We start from the raw sequence: 19,038 nt of genomic DNA on the forward strand, positions 1-19,038 counted from the left end.
CATTAAAATTTCTTTTTTCCGCTTAAGAAGTCGTTAAGTTTTGTCGGGCGTAATAGGATCCATATCAACACGAAGGGAGAATATAAGATGAAAAAAATTGCTGCGATGACCGCGATCGTTGCCCTGGTTTCTATGCCGGTACTGGCTGCCGGACAGGGCGGATTCACCGGTCCTTCTTCGACCACTCAAGGGGGCGGATTTACCGGCCCAAGCGGCGCGGTCACCACCGTCACTAATGCCAAATCGCTGCGGGACGATACCTGGGTGACCCTGCGCGGCAAGATCACCGAGCGCGTTTCTGACGATCTCTATAAGTTCCAGGATGCTTCCGGGGTCATCAATGTCGATATCGACCACAAGCGCTGGAACGGCGTGACCGTCGGCCCGCAAGACACGGTCGAAATTCAGGGGGAGGTCGATAAGGACTGGAACTCGGTGGAAATCGACGTTAAACAGATCCGTAAAATCACGCCATAAGGCCAGCGACGAGAAGCGCAAGATCGGTCAGGAATCGCTATCCTCGCTCTGTCAGAGTAGGTCGCGAGGAGGAGACGATGAACGATATTAAGGCCAGCCCGGCGTATGTCGGGCGCTTCCAGCGTGTCTGTAGGTACATTGCGCGCCATCTTGATGAGCCGCTGTCGCTGGAGGCGCTGAGCGCGATAGCGCACAGTTCGCCTTACCATTTTCACCGGCAATTTAGCGCTTATACCGGCATTCCATTGTACCGGTACATCCAGTGGTTGCGTCTGCGACGCGCCTGTTGGCGCCTGGCGTTCAACCCCCGCGATAAAGTCATCGACATTGCCCTTGATGCCGGGTTTCAGAATGCGGAGTCGTTCAGCCGTGCCTTCCGTACCGCGTTTGACCAAAGCCCGACCCAGTTCCGGCAGCAACCGGACTGGGCCGAGTGGCATCGACGCGTACCGAAACATACGCTACAGGAGCAAACGTCGATGGACGTCAATATCATTTCCTTCCCCACCACCCGGGTAGCCGTACTGCAACATCGCGGCAGCCCGGACCTTGTCAACGCCACCGCCGCGCGTTTTATTGCCTGGCGTAAGACGAGTGGATTATCGCCCGTCGCCACCCGCGATACCTGGGGGATCGCCTGGGACGATCCGCAGACCACCCCGCAGGAGGCATTTCGTTTTGATATCTGCGGCACGGTCGAGCGGCCGGTCGGTGAAAACGCCTTTGGCGTGATTAACGGCGAAATCCCCGGCGGACGCTGCGCCGTCGTGCGCCATCACGGCTCGCTGGACACCCTGGCGCAGAGCGTCTGGTTTCTCTATCGCGACTGGCTACCCACCTCAGGCGAGACGTTACGGGATTTTCCGGTGTACTTCCGTTACCTCAATTTTGTCCATGAGGTGGCTGAGCATGAACTGCAAACCGATATTTATCTGCCGCTGGCCTGATTAAGCGTGATGGAATCCTCAGCCGATCTCACGCCCTGTGACTCAGGGCGTGAGATCGGGTATTATCGCGGGTAGTTTTGCCGTCCGAACGGTCGGTACCCAGATTGAGGATCCACGATTAATGAGCGATATGGCAGAGCGCCTTGCGCTGCATGAATTTACGGAAAATGCTTACCTGAACTACTCCATGTACGTGATCATGGACAGGGCATTACCGTTTATTGGCGATGGCTTAAAACCGGTCCAGCGTCGCATCGTCTATGCGATGTCCGAGCTGGGGCTGAACGCCAGCGCCAAATTCAAAAAGTCCGCCCGTACCGTCGGCGACGTGTTGGGTAAATATCACCCGCACGGCGACAGCGCCTGCTATGAAGCGATGGTGCTGATGGCGCAGCCGTTCTCTTACCGCTATCCGCTGGTGGATGGCCAGGGGAACTGGGGGGCGCCGGACGATCCGAAATCCTTCGCCGCCATGCGTTACACCGAATCCCGTCTGTCAAAGTATGCCGAGCTATTGCTTAGCGAGCTGGGACAGGGGACGGTCGACTGGGTGCCAAACTTTGACGGCACGCTGCAGGAGCCGAAAATGCTGCCGGCGCGCCTGCCAAACATTCTGCTCAACGGCACCACCGGCATCGCGGTGGGCATGGCGACCGATATTCCACCGCACAACCTGCGTGAAGTGGCCAAAGCGGCGATTACGCTGATTGAACAGCCGAAAACCACACTCGACGAGCTGCTGGATATTGTGCAAGGGCCCGATTTCCCGACAGAGGCGGAGATCATCACCTCGCGGGCGGAAATTCGCAAAATCTACCAGAACGGGCGCGGCTCAGTACGCATGCGCGCGGTGTGGAGTAAAGAGGACGGCGCGGTGGTGATCAGCGCGCTGCCGCATCAGGTCTCCGGCGCCAAAGTGCTGGAGCAGATTGCGGCGCAGATGCGCAATAAAAAGCTGCCGATGGTTGACGATCTGCGCGACGAATCGGATCACGAAAATCCGACCCGTCTGGTGATTGTCCCGCGCTCCAACCGGGTGGATATGGAGCAGGTGATGAACCACCTGTTTGCCACCACCGATCTGGAGAAGAGCTACCGCATCAACCTCAATATGATCGGCCTCGACGGACGCCCGGCGGTGAAAAACCTGCTGGAGATCCTCAGCGAGTGGCTGGTGTTCCGTCGCGATACCGTGCGTCGCCGTCTGAATCATCGGTTAGAGAAAGTGCTGAAGCGCCTGCATATCCTCGAAGGTTTGCTGGTGGCGTTTCTCAATATCGATGAAGTGATCGAGATCATCCGCACCGAAGATGAACCGAAGCCGGCCCTGATGTCGCGTTTTGGCATCAGCGAAACCCAGGCGGAAGCGATTCTGGAATTAAAGCTGCGCCACCTCGCCAAACTGGAAGAGATGAAGATCCGCGGCGAGCAGAGCGAACTGGAAAAAGAGCGCGATCAGCTGCAGGCGATTCTGGCGTCTGAACGTAAGATGAACAACCTGCTGAAGAAAGAGCTACAGGCCGATGCCGATGCCTTCGGCGACGATCGCCGTTCGCCGCTTCACGAACGTGAAGAAGCGAAAGCGATGAGCGAGCATGACATGCTGCCGTCCGAGCCGGTGACTATCGTTCTGTCGCAGATGGGCTGGGTGCGCAGCGCCAAAGGGCACGACATTGACGCCCAGGGCTTGAGCTATAAAGCCGGCGACAGCTGGAAGGCCTCGGCGAAAGGCAAGAGCAACCAGCCGGTGGTGTTTATCGATACCACCGGGCGCAGCTATGCCATCGATCCGATTACCCTGCCTTCTGCGCGTGGCCAGGGTGAGCCGCTGACCGGTAAGCTAACGCTGCCACCGGGCGCGACCGTCGAACATATGCTGATGGAAGGCGACGATCAGAAACTGCTGATGGCCTCCGATGCCGGCTACGGTTTTGTCTGCACCTTCAACGATCTGGTGGCGCGCAACCGTGCCGGTAAAGCGCTGATCACCCTGCCTGACAACGCCCACGTGATGCCGCCGCTGGTGATTGAGGACGAGTCCGATATGCTGCTGGCCATCACCGCCGCCGGGCGGATGCTGATGTTCCCGGTCAGCGATCTGCCGCAGCTGTCGAAGGGCAAGGGCAACAAAATCATCAACATTCCTGCGGCGGAGGCTGCCGCAGGTCAGGACGGTCTGGCACATCTGTTCGTTCTGCCGCCGCAGAGTACGCTGACCATTCACGTCGGCAAACGGAAGATCAAACTGCGTCCGGAAGAGCTGCAAAAAGTTACCGGCGAGCGCGGCCGCCGCGGTTCGCTGATGCGTGGGCTGCAGAAGATCGACCGTGTAGAAATCGACTCGCCGCGCCGTGCCTCGGCGGGCGATAGCGAAGAGTAAACGCCTCTCCTCCCGTCTTTGACGGGAGGAGGCGAAAAAATGCCGCAAAATCGTTGTTTATTCAGGCGTTGCGATTAACAATGTCCATCATCAGGGACCCAGGAAGAACGGTCCCGGCCTGCGCAGAACTCGTGAGCCTGCCTTCTGCCAGCAGCGAATAATTCTAAGCGGTTTGGGTTTTAGAGGTAGCTATGCTATTCATTTTTCGAGTAATTTTTGTGGTCATTTATTGCATCGTGGTGTGCATACTTGGCTGTCTGTACTGCTTGTTCAGCCCGCGTAATCCAAAACACGTTGCCACTTTCGGCCATCTGTTTGGCCGCCTGTCTCCGGTATTTGGTCTCAAGGTGGAGCTACGCAAACCTGCTGACGCGGAAAGCTATGGCAACGCGATCTACATCGCTAACCACCAGAACAACTATGATATGGTGACGGCGTCGAATATCGTGCAGGCCCCGACGGTCACCGTGGGTAAAAAGAGCCTGCTGTGGATCCCGTTCTTTGGCCAACTGTACTGGCTGACCGGTAATCTGCTGATTGACCGTAATAACCGAACCAAAGCGCACGGCACCATTGCCGAGGTCGTCAACGCCTTTAAAAAGCGTAAAATTTCGTTCTGGATGTTCCCGGAAGGGACCCGCAGCCGTGGCCGCGGCCTGCTGCCGTTTAAAACCGGCGCCTTCCACGCGGCGATTGCCGCCGGGGTACCCATTATTCCGGTGTGTGTCTCGAATACATCGAATAAAATAAAGCTCAATCGCTGGAATAACGGTCTGGTGATCGTGGAAATGCTGCCGCCGGTGGATACCACTCAGTTCGGTAAAGACAACGTGCGCGCGCTGGCGACGCATTGTCGCGAGCTGATGGCCGCCAAAATTGCTGAGCTGGACAACGAAGTGGCTGAGCGCGAAGCGGCCGGCAAGCAATAAGACAGGAAACGCCGCCAACGCGTGCGTATTGCTGGCGGGAAACGAATTCCCTTTTTCATTTGTCAGTATGTCATGGAGTTAATATGTCACTCAGTCGGCGTCAGTTTATTAAGGCTTCCGGCGTAGCGCTGTGCGCTGGCGCCGCGCCGCTGAAGGCCCATGCCGCCGGCCAGCAGCCTGCGCTGCCGGTTCCGCCGTTGCTGGAATCCCGTCGCGGCCAGCCGCTGTTTCTGACGCTGCAGCGTTCGCATTGGTCATTTACCCCCGGCACCCGTGCTCCCGTCTGGGGGATCAATGGCCGCTATATGGGGCCGACGATCCGCGTCTGGAACGGGGATGACGTTAAGCTTATCTACAGCAACCGCCTGACTGAGAACGTGGCGATGACCATCCGCGGCCTGCAGGTACCTGGCCCGCTGATCGGCGGCGCGGCGCGTATGATGTCGCCGAATGCCGACTGGGCGCCGGTGCTGCCTATCCGCCAGAGTGCGGCGACGCTGTGGTATCAGGCCAATACGCCAAACCGAATGGCGAAACAGGTTTACAACGGCCTGGCGGGCATGTGGCTGGTGGAAGATGAGGTCAGCAAGAATCTGCCGATCCCTAACCACTACGGCGTTGATGACTTCCCGGTGATTATTCAGGATAAACGGCTGGATAACTTCGGCACGCCGGAGTATAGCGAACCAGGAAGCGGCGGCTTTGTGGGCGATACGCTGCTGGTTAACGGCGTGCAGAGCCCGTATGTCGAAGTGTCGCGCGGCTGGGTGCGCCTGCGCCTGCTGAACGCCTCCAACTCCCGGCGCTATCAGCTGCAGATGAGCGATGGCCGACTGCTGCATGTGATTTCCGGCGACCAGGGGTTCCTGCCGGCGCCGGTTTCGCTCAAGCAGCTGTCGCTGGCCCCAGGGGAACGGCGTGAAATTCTGGTCGATATGACCAACGGCGATGAAGTATCCATTACCTGCGGCGAAGCGGCGAGCATTGTCGACCGTATCCGCGGCTTTTTTGAACCGTCAAGTATTCTGGTCTCCACGCTGGTGTTGACCCTGCGCCCGACCGGGCTGCTGCCGCTGGTCACTGACAGTCTGCCGGTGCGTCTGCTGCCGACCGAGCTGCTCTCCGGCACGCCAATCCGCAGCCGGGATATCACCCTCGGTGACGATCCTGGCATCAACGGCCAGCTGTGGGATCCGCAGCGTATCGATATCACGGCGCAGCAGGGAACCTGGGAGCGCTGGACGGTGCGCGCCGACCGCCCGCAGTCGTTTCATATTGAAGGAGTGATGTTCCAGATCCGGAACGTCAATGGCTCGATGCCTTTCCCGGAAGACCGGGGCTGGAAGGACACCGTGTGGGTCGACGGGCAGGTTGAGCTGCTGGTCTACTATGCCCAGCCGTCGTGGCCACACTTCCCGTTCCAGTATCTGAGCCAGACCCTGGAGCTGGCCGATCGCGGCTCGATTGGCCAGATGCTGGTGAATCCCGCGCCGTAATCTCTGCAGCCCTGGCCGGAATACGGTCAGGGTTTGAGAAAATCCTCCTTCATTTCCACTATCATTCCGGCTTATAATCCACGCCCTTTTGGTTATTTTTTTATCATTTTCCCCGGAAGCAATATGAGCGCTATATCCCTGATCCAACCGGATCGTGACCTTTTTTCCTGGCCGCAATACTGGGCTGCCTGTTTTGGCCCTGCGCCATTTTTACCGATGTCGCGTGAAGAGATGGATCAACTTGGCTGGGATAGCTGCGACATTATTCTGGTGACGGGCGACGCTTACGTCGACCACCCGAGCTTCGGGATGGCTATCTGCGGCCGCATGCTGGAAGCGCAGGGTTTCCGGGTAGGGATCATCTCCCAGCCAGACTGGAACACCAAAGACGATTTCATGCGGCTGGGCAAACCAAATCTGTTCTTCGGCGTGACCGCCGGCAACATGGACTCGATGATCAACCGCTACACCGCCGACCGTAAGCTGCGTCATGACGATGCCTATACGGCGGGTAACGTGGCGGGCAAACGCCCGGACCGCGCTACTCTGGTCTACACCCAGCGCTGTAAAGAGGCGTGGAAAGATGTGCCGGTGATCCTCGGCGGCATCGAAGCCAGCCTGCGCCGTACCGCCCACTATGATTACTGGTCCGACACTGTGCGCCGCTCGGTGCTGGTGGATTCCAAGGCCGATATGCTGATGTTCGGCAACGGTGAGCGCCCGCTGGTGGAGGTGGCGCATCGTCTGGCGATGGGCGAAACCATTGACCAGATCCGCGATGTGCGCAATACCGCCATCATGGTGAAAGAGGCGCTGCCGGGCTGGAGCGGCGTGGATTCCACCCGTCTGGATACCCCGGGCAAAATCGATCCGATCCCGCATCCGTATGGTGAAGACCTGCCGTGTGCAGACAACAAACCTGTTGCGCCGAAAAAGCAGGAAGCGAAAAGCATCACCGTGCAACCGCCGCGGCCCAAACCGTGGGAAAAAACCTATGTACTGCTGCCCTCCTTTGAGAAGGTGAAAGGCGATAAGGTCCTGTATGCTCACGCCTCGCGCATTTTGCACCACGAAACCAACCCTGGCTGCGCCCGGGCGCTGATGCAAAAGCATGGCGAGCGCTATATCTGGATCAACCCGCCGGCGATCCCGCTCTCTACCGAAGAGATGGACAGCGTCTTCGCCCTGCCGTACAAGCGTGTGCCGCACCCTTCTTATGGCGATGCGCGTATCCCGGCGTATGAGATGATCCGTTTCTCGATCAACATCATGCGCGGCTGCTTCGGCGGCTGTTCGTTCTGCTCGATCACCGAACACGAAGGACGCATTATTCAGAGCCGTTCTGAGGATTCGATCATCAATGAGATCGAAGCCATTCGCGACACGGTGCCCGGCTTTACCGGGGTGATCTCCGATCTCGGTGGGCCAACGGCCAACATGTATATGCTGCGCTGTAAATCGCCGCGCGCCGAACAGACCTGCCGCCGTCTCTCCTGCGTCTACCCGGATATTTGCCCGCACATGGATACCAACCATGAGCCGACGATCAATCTTTATCGCCGCGCCCGTGAGTTGAAAGGCATCAAGAAAATCCTTATTGCCTCCGGGGTACGCTATGACATCGCGGTTGAAGATCCGCGCTATATCAAAGAGCTGGCAACCCATCACGTCGGTGGCTATCTGAAAATCGCCCCGGAGCATACCGAAGAGGGGCCGCTGTCGAAGATGATGAAGCCGGGCATGGGCAGCTACGACCGCTTTAAAGAGCTGTTTGATACCTATTCGAAGCAGGCAGGTAAAGAGCAGTATCTGATCCCGTACTTTATTTCCGCCCACCCGGGAACTCGTGATGAGGATATGGTGAACCTGGCGCTGTGGCTGAAGAAACATCGCTTCCGTCTCGACCAGGTGCAGAACTTCTATCCGTCGCCGCTGGCGAACTCGACTACGATGTATTACACCGGCAAGAACCCGCTGGGTAAAATCGGTTATAAGAGCGAAGAGGTAGTGGTGCCGAAGGGTGATAAACAGCGCCGTCTGCATAAAGCGCTGCTGCGTTACCACGATCCGGCAAACTGGCCGCTGATCCGTCAGGCGCTGGAGGCGATGGGCAAGAAGCACCTGATTGGCTCCCGTCGCAACTGCCTGGTGCCAGCGCCAACCCTGGACGAAATGCGCGAAGCGCGTCGCCAGAATCGTCATACCCGCCCGGCGCTGACCAAGCACACACCGATTGTGCATCAGCGTTCTAACGGTGAAGCGACGGCGAAAAAACCGGTCAAACGCGGTAAAGTCGCCGGGCGTTAAGCCTGACGTTGTGCCCGGTAGCGCTTTGCTGCCCGGGCCAGTTGGAGAGCCGGACGCGCGTCAGCGCTGTCCGGTTTTTTTACGTATTACCCGCCAAACTGATCCGGGTCAGGGCCGAGCCGTTTACCCTGATCCAGCTTCGCGATCGCTCCCAGCTCATCTTTGTCGAGACGGAAGTCCCAGACGTCAAAGTTCTCGGCGATACGCGATGGCGTCACGGATTTCGGGATCACCACCAGACCGCTATCAAGATGCCAGCGGATGACGATTTGCGCCGGCGTTTTGCCGTACTTATCGGCGAGCTGGTGGATGACTTTCTGATCGAAGACGCCTTCGCCGCCCTGGGCCAGCGGGCTCCAGGATTCGGTCTGGATCTTGTGTGTCGCGTTCCAGGCGTGCAGTTGACGCTGCTGCATAAGTGGATGGAGCTCAATCTGGTTGATCACCGGGGCGACGCCGGTTTCATCAATCAGCTTCTGCAGATGTGGGACCTGGAAGTTGCACACACCGATGCTTTTGGTCAGCCCCTGCTGCTGCAGCTCGATCAACGCCTGCCAGGCGTCGACGTAATGGCCGATTGCCGGCACCGGCCAGTGGATTAAGTAGAGATCCACATAGTCGAGCTTCAGCTTGCTGAGACTCTCTTTCAGCGCCTCGTGCGGCCGTTTTTGATCGTCGTTCCACAGCTTGGTGGTAATGAACAGCTCATCGCGATTGACGCCTGCACTGTGCAGCGCGTTGCCGACGCCGGTCTCATTTTGGTACGCGGCGGCGGTGTCAAAAGAGCGATAACCGACTTCCAGCGCCTTATGAATGGCGGAGACGACTTCCTCGTTGCCAGCTTTCCACACGCCGAGACCCAGCTGCGGCATCAGGTTGCCGTCGTGTAGTTTTATAACGGTTGGATGTGTCATGCCTTCCTCCTGTTAATGAACTCGGCGGGGTAGAATCCGCCGAGGGGTAGCATTAAGTCTGGACGAAATAGCTAAAAACGGTAGTAAAAACACCTCTCCCTGACGTTTGTTTAACGTAAGGAGAGGTGAATCAGACGGGATAAATTAGCGGGCTGCCTCGTAGATACGGCGGCTGACGTCCAGCGTGATATCCTGATGTTCGCCCAGTTTGGTCATGCCGTGCTCTTCCAGTTTCGCCAGCAGCGCCGGGATAGAGCTGCCGTCGAGACCGTAATCGGAAAGACGGGTCGGCACGCCCATCTGCTCGAAGAACTGACGCGTTGCGGCGATGGCGGCATCGATGCGCTGGTCTTCCGAACCTTCGGTAATATTCCACACGCGCTCGGCATACTGCAGCAGCTTCGCGCGCTTGCTGTCGCGTTTCTCATTCCACAGCGCCGGCAGCACGATAGCCAGCGTCTGGGCGTGATCCAGGCCGTGCATCGCCGTCAGCTCGTGGCCGAGCATATGCGTCGCCCAGTCCTGTGGCACGCCTGCGCCGATCAGGCCGTTCAGCGCCTGCGTCGCCGCCCACATAATGTTGGCGCGCACGTTATAGTTCTCCGGTTCCTGCAGGGCTTTCGGGCCATCCTCGATCAGCGTCAGGAGAATGCCTTCGGCGAAACGGTCCTGGATTTTGCCGTCCACCGGGTAGGTGACGTACTGCTCGACGGTATGGACGAAGGCGTCAACCACACCGTTCGCGACCTGGCGCGGCGGCAGGGTGTAGGTATAAACCGGATCGAGGATTGCGAACTGCGGCTGGACGTGCGAAGACATGAACGCGCGTTTGTCGCCGGTGGTTTTCCGCGAAATCACCGCGCCTTTATTGGATTCAGAACCGGTCGCCGGCAGAGTCAGTACCGAGCCCATCGGAATGGCGCTGGCAATTTTGCTGCCATAGGTTTCCAGAATTTCCCACGGATCGATATCCGCGTCGTAGTGGGCTGCTGCAGCGATAAACTTGGTGCCATCCAGCACCGAACCGCCGCCGACCGCCAGCAGGAAGGTGACCTTTTCGTCGCGGGCGAGTTTCACCGCATTCATCAGGGTTTCGTAAGACGGGTTCGGCTCGATACCGCCAAATTCAAGGACATCCAGGCCATTCAGGGCGGTCAGTACCTGATCCAGGACGCCTGTTTTTTTCACGCTGCCGCCGCCGTAGGTCACCAGAACACGGGCTTCCGCCGGGATCTGTTCACGCAGCTTTTCAATCGCGCCTTTGCCAAACAGAATGCGGGTTGGGGTATGCAGGTCGAAATTATTCATTGCTTGAGTCCTCCAAAGAGTAAAACCGCCGACAGGGACGATACCGCTGCCAGATGACGGTTATTGTGGTCCTGGCGCCGTTGACCCTCAATGCACATTTCTGCCGATGTCTTGCCTATTTCTCCATATGGCTGGAGAATTTGCAGCGGCCTGCGCACAATATACGGGTGAAGAAATAGCGGGAGAGACGCTGGCAATGCAACACGCAGAGATATGTCGGACATTGACGGATAAGGTTAATCAATTGAAAGATAAGCACGAACGGTTAAGTTCGCTGCTGCCTGACGTTCGCTTGCTGTATGGGACGCAGCCGGGAGCCCGGACGCCGGTGATGTATCAGCCGGGGATCGTTTTTCTCTTTTCCGGCCATAAAATTGGTTATATCAATGAACGAACTTTTCGCTACGACACAAATGAATATTTGCTGCTAACCGTGCCGCTGCCCTTCGAGTGTGAAACCTTTGCCACCCCGGAGGTGCCCCTCGCCGGGATGCGCCTGAACGTCGATATCCTGCAGCTACAGGAGCTGCTGATGGATATTGGCGAAGATCCGCTGTTTCAGCCCGCGGTCGCCTCCAGCGGGATAAACTCGGCGGTACTCTCGGAGGATATTCTGTGCGCTGCCGAACGGCTGCTCGATGTGATGGAGCGGCCGCTGGATGCCCGTATTCTTGGCAAGCAGATCATCCGCGAAATTCTCTATTATGTGCTGATGGGGCCCTGCGGTGGCGCGCTGCTGGCACTGGTCAGCCGGCAGACCCACTTCAGCCTGATAAGCCACGTGCTCAAGCATATCGAAAGCCAGTACACCGAAAACCTCAGCGTCGATCGGCTGGCGGCGGAAGCGAATATGAGCGTGTCAGCGTTTCACCACAATTTTAAAGCGGTGACCAGCACTTCTCCTTTGCAGTATCTGAAAAACTACCGTTTGCACAAAGCGCGGATGCTGATGATCCATGACGGCATGAAGGCCAGCGCGGCGGCGATGCGGGTGGGATATGAAAGCCCTTCGCAGTTCAGCCGCGAGTTTAAGCGCTACTTCGGTTTGACGCCGGGAGAAGACGCCGCGCGTATTCGCACGATGCAGGGAATGTAATATCAGGAAGGGCAAGCCGGGCGGGCGCTGGCCCCCCGGCAGATAAGCGTCAGGCGCTGCAATATTTCTTTTTAATGACCACGAACAGCGTGCCGAGCAGGCCCGCCAGCAGCAGGACAATCGGCAGGATCATCAGGCAGGTCATCACCTGATCTTCATGGCGCTTCACAAACGGGATCATGCTCAGCGCATAGCCAAGACCCGTCACCACACAGACCCACAGCAGGGCGCTCAGCCAGTTGAAGAACTGGAAGCGGCGGTTCGGCAGGCCAGAAATCCCGGCCATGGTTGGCAGCAGGGTGCGGACAAACGCCAGAAAGCGGCCCGCGAGCAGTGCCAGCAGGCCGTGGCGGTCAAACATGCAGGTGGCGCGCTGATGGTATTTGTGCGGCAGGTGCGCCAGCCAGCCTTTCACCGTTTGCGTATTGCCCAGCCAGCGCCCTTGCACATAGCTCAGCCAGCAGCCGAGGCTGGCGGCGGCGGTCAGAATGGCGATAGTGGGCACAAAGTCCATGACGCCTTTAGCAATCAGCGCGCCGGCGAGCAGCAGCAGGCTGTCTCCCGGTAAAAAGGAAGCGGGCAGCAGCCCGTTTTCCAGAAACAGGGTCGCGAACATAACCAGATATACAACGCCCACAACGTGAGGGTTCGCCAATGCGGCAAAATCATGTTGCCACAGCGCGGCGACAATCTCTTGAATGACAACCATGGACTTTCCTAAGTGGTACCGTATTGTTGACTAGTGTACTCCTGAAGAGACCCGAGCACCTTGATCCCGGGCGCAACAAAAGCGGCCGCTTTGCTAAAAAGCGTCCGCTATTGTTGCCATTGACTGTCACTTTACACGATACGCGCGAAGCCCGCTGCTAAATCCGCCTGCAGATCGTCAACATTTTCGAGACCAATGTGCAGGCGGATCAGGGTTCCGCTGAAGTCGACTTCAGCATCCGGTCGAATGTGGGCGATTTGCTCCGGCTGGTTGGCCAGAATCAGCGACTCAAAGCCGCCCCACGAATAGGCCATGCTGAACAGGCTGAAGTTGTCGAGATACTCCGCCAGCTCGGCGTCGTTGAGACGCTTGTTAAGCACAAACGAGAACAGCCCGCTGCTGCCGGTAAAATCGCGCTTCCAGAACTCATGGCCTTTACTGCCGGGCAGGGCGGGATGGTTAACCCGCGCCACCTGCGGATGCTGGGCCAGCCATTCGGCGATGCGCAGGCTGCTTTCATGGTGCTGACGCAGGCGCACGCCCAGGGTGCGCAGGCCGCGGCTGGTCATATAGGCGGTATCGGCATCCAGCATTTGTCCCATCAGATAGGCATTCTCACGCAGCTGCGGCCAGCAGCGCGCGTTCGCCACCGCAGTGCCCACCATGGCGTCGGAATGGCCAATCAGGTATTTGGTGCCTGCCTGGATGGAAATATCGATGCCAAAATCCAGCGCTTTAAACAGGATCCCCGCCGCCCAGGTGTTATCGATCATGATAATGGCTTCCGGCGCAACTTTACGCACGGCAGCGACAATCGCCGGCACATCATGCACTTCCATGGTGATCGAGCCGGGTGATTCAAGGAACACCACGCGGGTTTCAGGGCGAACCAGATGGGCAATATCGGCGCCGATAAGGGGATCGAACCAGCTGGTGGTAACGCCGAGTTTGGCGAGAATTTTGGTGCAAAAGTCCTGGCTTGGCTCATAGGCGGTATTGGTCATCAGCACATGGTCGCCCTGTTCGACAAACGCCAGAATGGTGTTGGCCACCGCCGCGGCGCCGCAGGGGAAGAGGGCGCAGCCGGCGCCGCCTTCCAGCTCGCACATCGCCTCCTGCAACGAGAAGTGGGTCAGGGTGCCGCGACGCCCGTAGAACAGCTCGCCGTTGGCCCGGTTACGGGTGGCGTGTTTTTTGGCTTCCACGGTGTCGAAAACCAGTGAGGACGCGCGCTGGATCACGCTGTTCACTGAGCCCTGGGTGTACTTTTTGCTCCGCCCGGCGTTGACCAGGGCGGTATCAAGATGTTTATCAGCCATGTTGATGAACCTGTTTTTATACGTCTGGACGTCTAAACTAACATGAATCTTCTTTTCTGTACCAGCAGGGTGCCGATACAGGCGAAAATTTTACCAGGCCCGCGGTTAGCCGCTTTTTTACTGCGTAAGCGCAAGGAAAATAAACGTGATTTGCTGCACAGTGTAAATACTAATGAGAACCACTATCAATTCGATGTCGTTTTGATATTATTGTGGGCAGATTTTGTGATTATCGTCGTGGAGATAGAGCGTGGGTAATAATTTGATGCAGGCGGATCTCTCCGTTTGGGGTATGTATCATCATGCCGATATTGTCGTTAAGGTGGTGATGATTGGCCTGATTCTGGCGTCGGTCGTCACCTGGGCCATCTTTTTCGGCAAAGGGGCGGAAATCCTCGCCAGCAAGCGTCGCCTCAAGCGCGAACAGCAGCAGCTGGCGGAAGCCCGCTCTCTCGATCAGGCCAGCGATATCGCCAGCGCCTTCGAGGCGAAAAGCCTCACCACCCAGCTTATTAACGAAGCGCAGAACGAACTCGAACTTTCTGCCGGTGCGGAAGATAACGAAGGTATCAAGGAACGAACCGGTTTCCGCCTTGAGCGCCGCGTCGCCGCGGTCGGTCGCCATATGGGGCGTGGCAACGGTTATCTGGCCACCATCGGTGCCATTTCGCCGTTCGTGGGTCTGTTCGGTACCGTCTGGGGCATCATGAACAGTTTTATCGGCATCGCCCAGACCCAGACCACCAACCTTGCGGTGGTAGCGCCGGGTATCGCGGAAGCGCTGCTGGCGACGGCCATCGGCCTGTTCGCCGCCATCCCGGCGGTGGTCATCTATAACATCTTTGCCCGCATGATCGGCAGCTACAAGGCCTCGCTCGGCGACGTCGCCGCTCAGGTACTCCTGCTGCAAAGCCGCGATTTGGACCTCAGCGCCAGCGGCGTGAAGCCGGTGCGCAGCGCGCAGAAATTACGGGTAGGTTGATCGGCTATGGCGATGCGTCTTAATGAAAATCTGGACGATAACGGTGAAATGCATGAGATCAACGTGACGCCGTTTATCGACGTCATGCTGGTTCTGCTAATTATCTTCATGGTGGCCGCGCCGCTGGCGACGGTTGACGTGAAGGTCAATCTGCCGGCCTCCTCCAGCCAGCCGCAACCGCGACCGGAAAAACCTATCTACCTGTCGGTGAAGGCGGATAAAAGCATGTTCCTCGGCAACGACCCGGTGACCGAAGCGAATATGATTAACGCCCTGGATAGCCTGACCGCTGGCAAAAAAGATACCACCGTCTTCTTCCGCGCGGATAAAACCGTGGATTACGAGACGATGATGAAAGTGATGGATACCCTGCATCAGGCGGGCTATCTCAAGATCGGGCTGGTGGGCGAAGAGACCGTCAAAGCCAAATAACCCGATTTTTTTCCTGAAAAGGCTGGCCGCGCGCCGGCCTTTTTTATGGCCGTCTGCCGGCGAAGTGTTGGCATGGCGTTGCCATCACGTTATCTGTCTGGGATATAATGTCGCTTCTTTTTGTTAACTGACAGGATCTTATGGAACGCTTTCTGGAAAACGCTATGTACGCTTCGCGCTGGCTGCTGGCGCCGGTTTATTTTGGCCTCTCGCTGGGTCTGATTGCGCTGACCATCAAATTTTTTCAGGAGATCTTCCACATACTGCCGCATATTTTTAGCGTCAGTGAGTCGGATATGATTCTGACCCTGCTGTCGCTGGTGGATATGACCCTGGTGGGTGGCCTGCTGGTGATGGTGATGTTCTCCGGCTATGAGAATTTCGTGTCGCAGCTGGATATTAACGAGGGTAAAGAAAAACTCAGCTGGCTGGGCAAAATGGACGCGACTTCGCTGAAAAATAAGGTTGCCGCCTCCATCGTGGCGATCTCCTCTATTCACCTGCTGCGGGTGTTTATGGATGCGAAAAACGTTCCGGACAATAAGCTGATGTGGTACGTCATCATTCACCTGACCTTCGTGCTGTCGGCCTTTGTGATGGGCTATCTTGATCGTCTGACCAAAGTGAAACACTGATCCCTTCTCTCCCGGCGGTGTTAGCCGCTGGGCTGTTTCTCCCCGTTTCTGCTTTTCTGGGCTGGCGTATGCCCGGGCTTCTGCTTTGCTTAAAGGGCGCTTAACAACGGAGGCAGGGTGATGACGCGATTAACGGCCAAAGATTTCCCGCAGCAGTTGCTCGAGTATTATGACTACTATGCCCACGGCAAAATCAGCAAACGCGAGTTTCTCCAGCTGGCGGGGAAATATGCCGTCGGCGGGATGACCGCGCTGGCGCTGTTTAATCTGCTGAAGCCCGACTATGCCCTGGCAGAGCAGGTACCGTTCACCGACCCGGATATCCGCCCGGAGTATATTCATTATCCCTCTCCTGACGGCCACGGCGAAGTGCGGGCTTACCTGGTGACGCCGACGAAAATCGCCGATAAAGCGCCCGCCGTTGTGGTGGTACATGAGAACCGCGGCCTGAATCCCTATATTGAAGACGTAGCCCGGCGGGTAGCGAAAGCGGGGTACATCGCGCTGGCGCCGGATGGCCTGAGCGCCGTCGGCGGCTATCCGGGGAATGATGATGAAGGCCGAGCGCTACAGCAGAAAGTCGATCCCGTGAAGCTGATGAATGATTTTTTTGCGGCGGTCGCGTTTATGGCGAAGCATCCACAGGCGACGGGGAAGGTCGGTATCACCGGGTTTTGTTACGGCGGCGGCGTCAGCAACGCGGCGGCGGTGGCGATCCCGGAGCTAGCCTGTGCGGTGCCGTTTTACGGTCGCCAGCCGCCGCTGAACGAGGTCGATAAAATTAAAGCGCCGCTGCTGCTGCACTATGCCGGCCTCGATAGCGGCATTAATGAAGGCTGGCCCGCCTATGAGCAGGCGTTGAAGGAACACCATAAAGTCTACGAGGCCTATTTCTATCAGGGCGTGAATCACGGCTTTCATAATGATTCCACGCCACGCTACGATCGGGCTGCGGCTGATCTGGCCTGGCAACGCACGCTGGCATGGTTTGAGAAGTATTTACGCTAGCGCAAACGTCATAAATAGCGCTATCGCTCGCTCAAAAAAACGCTATATAATTTATTATATAGCGATTGGGAGGGCGCGATGGAAAATCATTTTGGTAAAGGGTTACTGGCGGGGCTTGAGGCCTCCTGTGCCAATACGGCGAGCCAGGCAGCAGACTTTTGCAACGATTATAAGCGTGGATTTGTGCTGGGGTATTCGCAGCGCATGTTTGAAAAAACCGGTGATCGTCAGCTCAGCGCGTGGGAGGCGGGGATCCTGACCCGTCGCTATGGCCTTGACAGAGATATGGTGATGGATTTCTTCAAAGAAGGTGGGTCGGGTATGGCGATGCGCTATTTTCTGGCGGGCTATCGGCTGGAAAGCTAAACAGGACGGCTTCGCAGGCGGAACCGTCCTGTAGTGGGAACCCTTTCCCGTCAGCGGGAAAGGGCGAAGACCTTACGCCTGGCGCTTATCTTCCGTTTGGGTGTCAAAGTCGCGGGCGTCATGGCGCTCATGCAGCTGCTCATTGAGCGGGCCGTTGGTGCGGTTGACGATGCGTCCGCGCTTGACGGCCGGACGGTTGCCGACATCCTGCGCCCAGCGCAGCACGTTTTTATAGCTCCCGGCGTCGAGGAACTCCGCCGCGTTATAGACATTGCCCAGCACCACGTTGCCATACCACGGCCAGACAGCCATATCGGCGATGGTGTACTCCTCGCCGGCCACATAGCGACCGCGGGCGAGCTGTTTGTCCAGCACGTCGAGCTGGCGTTTGGCTTCCATCGTAAAGCGGTCGATCGCGTACTCGATCTTCACCGGCGCATAGTTATAGAAGTGGCCGAAGCCGCCGCCGAGGAATGGCGCCGCGCCCTGCAGCCAGAACAGCCAGTTGAGGGTTTCGGTGCGGCCGGCAGGATCTTTTGGCAGGAAGAAGCCAAATTTTTCCGCCAGATAGAGAAGAATGTTGCCGGACTCAAATACCCGGGTCGGCGGCGTGGTGGAGTGGTCGCTGAGGGCCGGGATCTTCGAGTTCGGGTTGATATCGACAAAGCCGCTGGAAAACTGATCCCCTTCGCCAATGCGTATTAGCCAGGCGTCGTACTCCGCGCCGCTGACGCCCAGCGCCAGCAGCTCCTCCAGCATGATGGTCACCTTCTGGCCGTTGGGCGTGCCCAGTGAGTATAGCTGGAGCGGATGGGTACCGACCGGCAGGACGCGTTCATGGGTCGCGCCGGAAACGGGACGGTTGATATTGGCGAACGCGCCGCCGCTGTTTTGCTTCCATTCCCACACTTTGGGTGGCTGGTAGTTTTGCTCTGACATGCTGGTTTGCCTTTTTCGTGGATGTACAAAAAGTGTAGCAGGTGACCTCAGGCCATAATCCGCGCGGCCCACACGCTGACATCATCGCCGCTGCCCAGATCCGGCTGCACCAGGCCATTGACCATAAAGGTCGGCGAGACGTGAATGCCGTTCTGACGGGCGTATTTACTGTGCCACTTGATCACGTCCTGCAGCTCCGGGCGGGCAAAGGCGGCCCCCAGCAGCACGTGACTGTAACGTTCAATGCGCTCAATGATTTGCTGCGGCGTGGCGTTCATGTTCGGCCCGCTGCAGTGATCGGTAAACTCAAACTCTTCCCGATGGTCGGCCACGGCCTGCATCACCTTATGCGCCTGCTCTCTGCCGTGCGGCAGGGTGGACGCGGCGAGGATGCAGCGGACAATCACCCCGGAGAACAGATGCCACGGCTGCGACTGCAGGCGTATCTTGATGGTGACGTTATCGGCGCCGACCTCATCAAGCAGGTCGTCGAGCTTATTAAACGCGCGGACAGAGTAGGGGCAGGTGGGCTCAAGGAACACCTCAAACGTCCGCGGGCCGTGTCCCCAGACCAGCGGTTGGGCATTCAGATGCGAGGGTGTGCTCATTGTCGACTCCTGATGTTGCGTTGTTTTTTTGTTATATCACCGATAACGATATCACTTTTGTTTCCGGCTGCAGGGTTATTTTCCTTAACGGCACGATTAGCGAAACGAATGAGTGGTATCATCGTGACACCTCTGTCTGGTAAGTGCCTGCGGCAGGATAAGAAGAGGGAGTTTTGTTTCGCCAAC

The 19,038-nt window shown here is 57.6% G+C and carries 19 protein-coding genes; 13 read left to right on the forward strand and 6 right to left on the reverse strand.

Going from position 1 to position 19,038, the window contains the following annotated elements; translation table 11 throughout:
- The first annotated feature begins 87 nt into the window (after positions 1 to 87).
- The 6 genes from ACKLKD_RS09100 to ACKLKD_RS09125 all read left to right on the forward strand — a co-directional run bounded on the left by ACKLKD_RS09100 (position 88) and on the right by ACKLKD_RS09125 (position 8,536).
- Positions 88 to 477 (forward strand): YgiW/YdeI family stress tolerance OB fold protein, encoded by a 390-nt coding sequence (locus ACKLKD_RS09100; RefSeq protein ID WP_025710496.1) that lies wholly within the window; start codon positions 88 to 90, stop codon positions 475 to 477.
- Between the two features lie 77 nt (positions 478 to 554).
- Positions 555 to 1,424: an AraC family transcriptional regulator gene (locus ACKLKD_RS09105; protein WP_080897354.1), complete on the forward strand. Its 870-nt coding sequence runs from the start codon at positions 555 to 557 to the stop codon at positions 1,422 to 1,424.
- Between the two features lie 121 nt (positions 1,425 to 1,545).
- Positions 1,546 to 3,804, forward strand: a complete 2,259-nt coding sequence (gene parC / locus ACKLKD_RS09110; RefSeq protein WP_025710494.1) for a DNA topoisomerase IV subunit A — start codon at positions 1,546 to 1,548, stop codon at positions 3,802 to 3,804.
- A 191-nt stretch (positions 3,805 to 3,995) separates the two neighbouring features.
- Complete coding sequence (plsC, locus tag ACKLKD_RS09115; protein WP_025710493.1) at positions 3,996 to 4,733, forward strand: 1-acylglycerol-3-phosphate O-acyltransferase; 738 nt, start codon at positions 3,996 to 3,998, stop codon at positions 4,731 to 4,733.
- 83 nt (positions 4,734 to 4,816) lie between these two features.
- A complete protein-coding gene (ftsP, locus tag ACKLKD_RS09120; protein WP_025710492.1) occupies positions 4,817 to 6,229 on the forward strand; it encodes a cell division protein FtsP in 1,413 nt (470 codons plus the stop codon).
- Positions 6,230 to 6,262: 33 nt separating this feature from the next.
- A complete protein-coding gene (locus tag ACKLKD_RS09125; RefSeq protein ID WP_165931764.1) occupies positions 6,263 to 8,536 on the forward strand; it encodes a YgiQ family radical SAM protein in 2,274 nt (757 codons plus the stop codon).
- Between the two features lie 86 nt (positions 8,537 to 8,622).
- On the opposite strand, the gene dkgA is transcribed toward ACKLKD_RS09125, so the two are convergent.
- The gene (gene dkgA, locus ACKLKD_RS09130; protein WP_080897356.1) at positions 8,623 to 9,450 is read right to left on the reverse strand and encodes a 2,5-didehydrogluconate reductase DkgA; all 828 of its coding nucleotides are present in this window, start codon (positions 9,448 to 9,450) and stop codon (positions 8,623 to 8,625) included.
- Between the two features lie 144 nt (positions 9,451 to 9,594).
- A complete protein-coding gene (gene yqhD / locus ACKLKD_RS09135; RefSeq protein WP_080924471.1) occupies positions 9,595 to 10,758 on the reverse strand; it encodes an alcohol dehydrogenase in 1,164 nt (387 codons plus the stop codon).
- Positions 10,759 to 10,954: 196 nt separating this feature from the next.
- Between yqhD and ACKLKD_RS09140 the strand changes: the two genes are divergently transcribed.
- A complete protein-coding gene (locus ACKLKD_RS09140) occupies positions 10,955 to 11,854 on the forward strand; it encodes an AraC family transcriptional regulator (protein WP_080924470.1) in 900 nt (299 codons plus the stop codon).
- A 49-nt stretch (positions 11,855 to 11,903) separates the two neighbouring features.
- On the opposite strand, the gene yghB is transcribed toward ACKLKD_RS09140, so the two are convergent.
- On the reverse strand, positions 11,904 to 12,563 hold the full coding sequence (gene yghB, locus ACKLKD_RS09145) for a DedA family general envelope maintenance protein YghB (protein ID WP_025710489.1): 660 nt from the start codon (positions 12,561 to 12,563) through the stop codon (positions 11,904 to 11,906).
- A 131-nt stretch (positions 12,564 to 12,694) separates the two neighbouring features.
- The gene (metC, locus tag ACKLKD_RS09150) at positions 12,695 to 13,882 is read right to left on the reverse strand and encodes a cystathionine beta-lyase (RefSeq protein ID WP_025710488.1); all 1,188 of its coding nucleotides are present in this window, start codon (positions 13,880 to 13,882) and stop codon (positions 12,695 to 12,697) included.
- Between the two features lie 250 nt (positions 13,883 to 14,132).
- Here metC and exbB point away from each other — a divergent pair, with 250 nt between their 5' ends.
- The 5 genes from exbB (at position 14,133) to ACKLKD_RS09175 (ending at position 17,305) form a co-directional block, all read left to right on the forward strand.
- Positions 14,133 to 14,864 (forward strand): tol-pal system-associated acyl-CoA thioesterase, encoded by a 732-nt coding sequence (gene exbB / locus ACKLKD_RS09155; protein ID WP_004174395.1) that lies wholly within the window; start codon positions 14,133 to 14,135, stop codon positions 14,862 to 14,864.
- A gap of 6 nt (positions 14,865 to 14,870) precedes the next feature.
- On the forward strand, positions 14,871 to 15,296 hold the full coding sequence (exbD, locus tag ACKLKD_RS09160; protein WP_002916785.1) for a TonB system transport protein ExbD: 426 nt from the start codon (positions 14,871 to 14,873) through the stop codon (positions 15,294 to 15,296).
- A 140-nt stretch (positions 15,297 to 15,436) separates the two neighbouring features.
- Positions 15,437 to 15,931 (forward strand): TIGR00645 family protein, encoded by a 495-nt coding sequence (locus ACKLKD_RS09165; protein WP_004105804.1) that lies wholly within the window; start codon positions 15,437 to 15,439, stop codon positions 15,929 to 15,931.
- A 120-nt stretch (positions 15,932 to 16,051) separates the two neighbouring features.
- Entirely contained in the window at positions 16,052 to 16,939 is an 888-nt protein-coding gene (yghX, locus tag ACKLKD_RS09170) for a YghX family hydrolase (RefSeq protein ID WP_080924468.1), read from the forward strand.
- A gap of 78 nt (positions 16,940 to 17,017) precedes the next feature.
- Positions 17,018 to 17,305, forward strand: coding sequence for a DUF2623 family protein (locus ACKLKD_RS09175; RefSeq protein WP_025710486.1), 288 nt, complete (start codon positions 17,018 to 17,020; stop codon positions 17,303 to 17,305).
- Positions 17,306 to 17,377: 72 nt separating this feature from the next.
- Here ACKLKD_RS09175 and yghU read toward each other — a convergent pair whose 3' ends face one another.
- Positions 17,378 to 18,244 (reverse strand): glutathione-dependent disulfide-bond oxidoreductase, encoded by an 867-nt coding sequence (yghU, locus tag ACKLKD_RS09180; RefSeq protein ID WP_008806496.1) that lies wholly within the window; start codon positions 18,242 to 18,244, stop codon positions 17,378 to 17,380.
- 47 nt (positions 18,245 to 18,291) lie between these two features.
- Positions 18,292 to 18,852, reverse strand: a complete 561-nt coding sequence (locus ACKLKD_RS09185) for a DsbA family protein (protein ID WP_004150918.1) — start codon at positions 18,850 to 18,852, stop codon at positions 18,292 to 18,294.
- Between the two features lie 20 nt (positions 18,853 to 18,872).
- Here ACKLKD_RS09185 and ACKLKD_RS09190 point away from each other — a divergent pair, with 20 nt between their 5' ends.
- A complete protein-coding gene (locus ACKLKD_RS09190) occupies positions 18,873 to 18,995 on the forward strand; it encodes a hypothetical protein (protein WP_042928997.1) in 123 nt (40 codons plus the stop codon).
- The last annotated feature ends 43 nt before the right edge of the window (positions 18,996 to 19,038 follow it).

It is taken from the genome of Klebsiella sp. 10982 (assembly GCF_048589245.1).
GTDB classification, from domain to species: Bacteria; Pseudomonadota; Gammaproteobacteria; order Enterobacterales; family Enterobacteriaceae; genus Klebsiella; species Klebsiella quasivariicola.

Excerpts from the sequence above, each read along its gene's own strand:
- ACKLKD_RS09100 (WP_025710496.1), top strand. The coding sequence starts at position 88 with ATGAAAAAAATTGCTGCGATGACCGCGATCGTTGCCCTGGTTTCTATG.
- ACKLKD_RS09105 (WP_080897354.1), top strand. The coding sequence starts at position 555 with ATGAACGATATTAAGGCCAGCCCGGCGTATGTCGGGCGCTTCCAGCGT.
- parC (WP_025710494.1), top strand. The coding sequence starts at position 1,546 with ATGAGCGATATGGCAGAGCGCCTTGCGCTGCATGAATTTACGGAAAAT.
- plsC (WP_025710493.1), top strand. The coding sequence starts at position 3,996 with ATGCTATTCATTTTTCGAGTAATTTTTGTGGTCATTTATTGCATCGTG.
- ftsP (WP_025710492.1), top strand. The coding sequence starts at position 4,817 with ATGTCACTCAGTCGGCGTCAGTTTATTAAGGCTTCCGGCGTAGCGCTG.
- dkgA (WP_080897356.1), bottom strand. The coding sequence starts at position 9,450 with ATGACACATCCAACCGTTATAAAACTACACGACGGCAACCTGATGCCG.
- yqhD (WP_080924471.1), bottom strand. The coding sequence starts at position 10,758 with ATGAATAATTTCGACCTGCATACCCCAACCCGCATTCTGTTTGGCAAA.
- ACKLKD_RS09140 (WP_080924470.1), top strand. The coding sequence starts at position 10,955 with ATGCAACACGCAGAGATATGTCGGACATTGACGGATAAGGTTAATCAA.
- yghB (WP_025710489.1), bottom strand. The coding sequence starts at position 12,563 with ATGGTTGTCATTCAAGAGATTGTCGCCGCGCTGTGGCAACATGATTTT.
- metC (WP_025710488.1), bottom strand. The coding sequence starts at position 13,882 with ATGGCTGATAAACATCTTGATACCGCCCTGGTCAACGCCGGGCGGAGC.
- exbD (WP_002916785.1), top strand. The coding sequence starts at position 14,871 with ATGGCGATGCGTCTTAATGAAAATCTGGACGATAACGGTGAAATGCAT.
- ACKLKD_RS09165 (WP_004105804.1), top strand. The coding sequence starts at position 15,437 with ATGGAACGCTTTCTGGAAAACGCTATGTACGCTTCGCGCTGGCTGCTG.
- yghX (WP_080924468.1), top strand. The coding sequence starts at position 16,052 with ATGACGCGATTAACGGCCAAAGATTTCCCGCAGCAGTTGCTCGAGTAT.
- ACKLKD_RS09175 (WP_025710486.1), top strand. The coding sequence starts at position 17,018 with ATGGAAAATCATTTTGGTAAAGGGTTACTGGCGGGGCTTGAGGCCTCC.
- yghU (WP_008806496.1), bottom strand. The coding sequence starts at position 18,244 with ATGTCAGAGCAAAACTACCAGCCACCCAAAGTGTGGGAATGGAAGCAA.
- ACKLKD_RS09185 (WP_004150918.1), bottom strand. The coding sequence starts at position 18,852 with ATGAGCACACCCTCGCATCTGAATGCCCAACCGCTGGTCTGGGGACAC.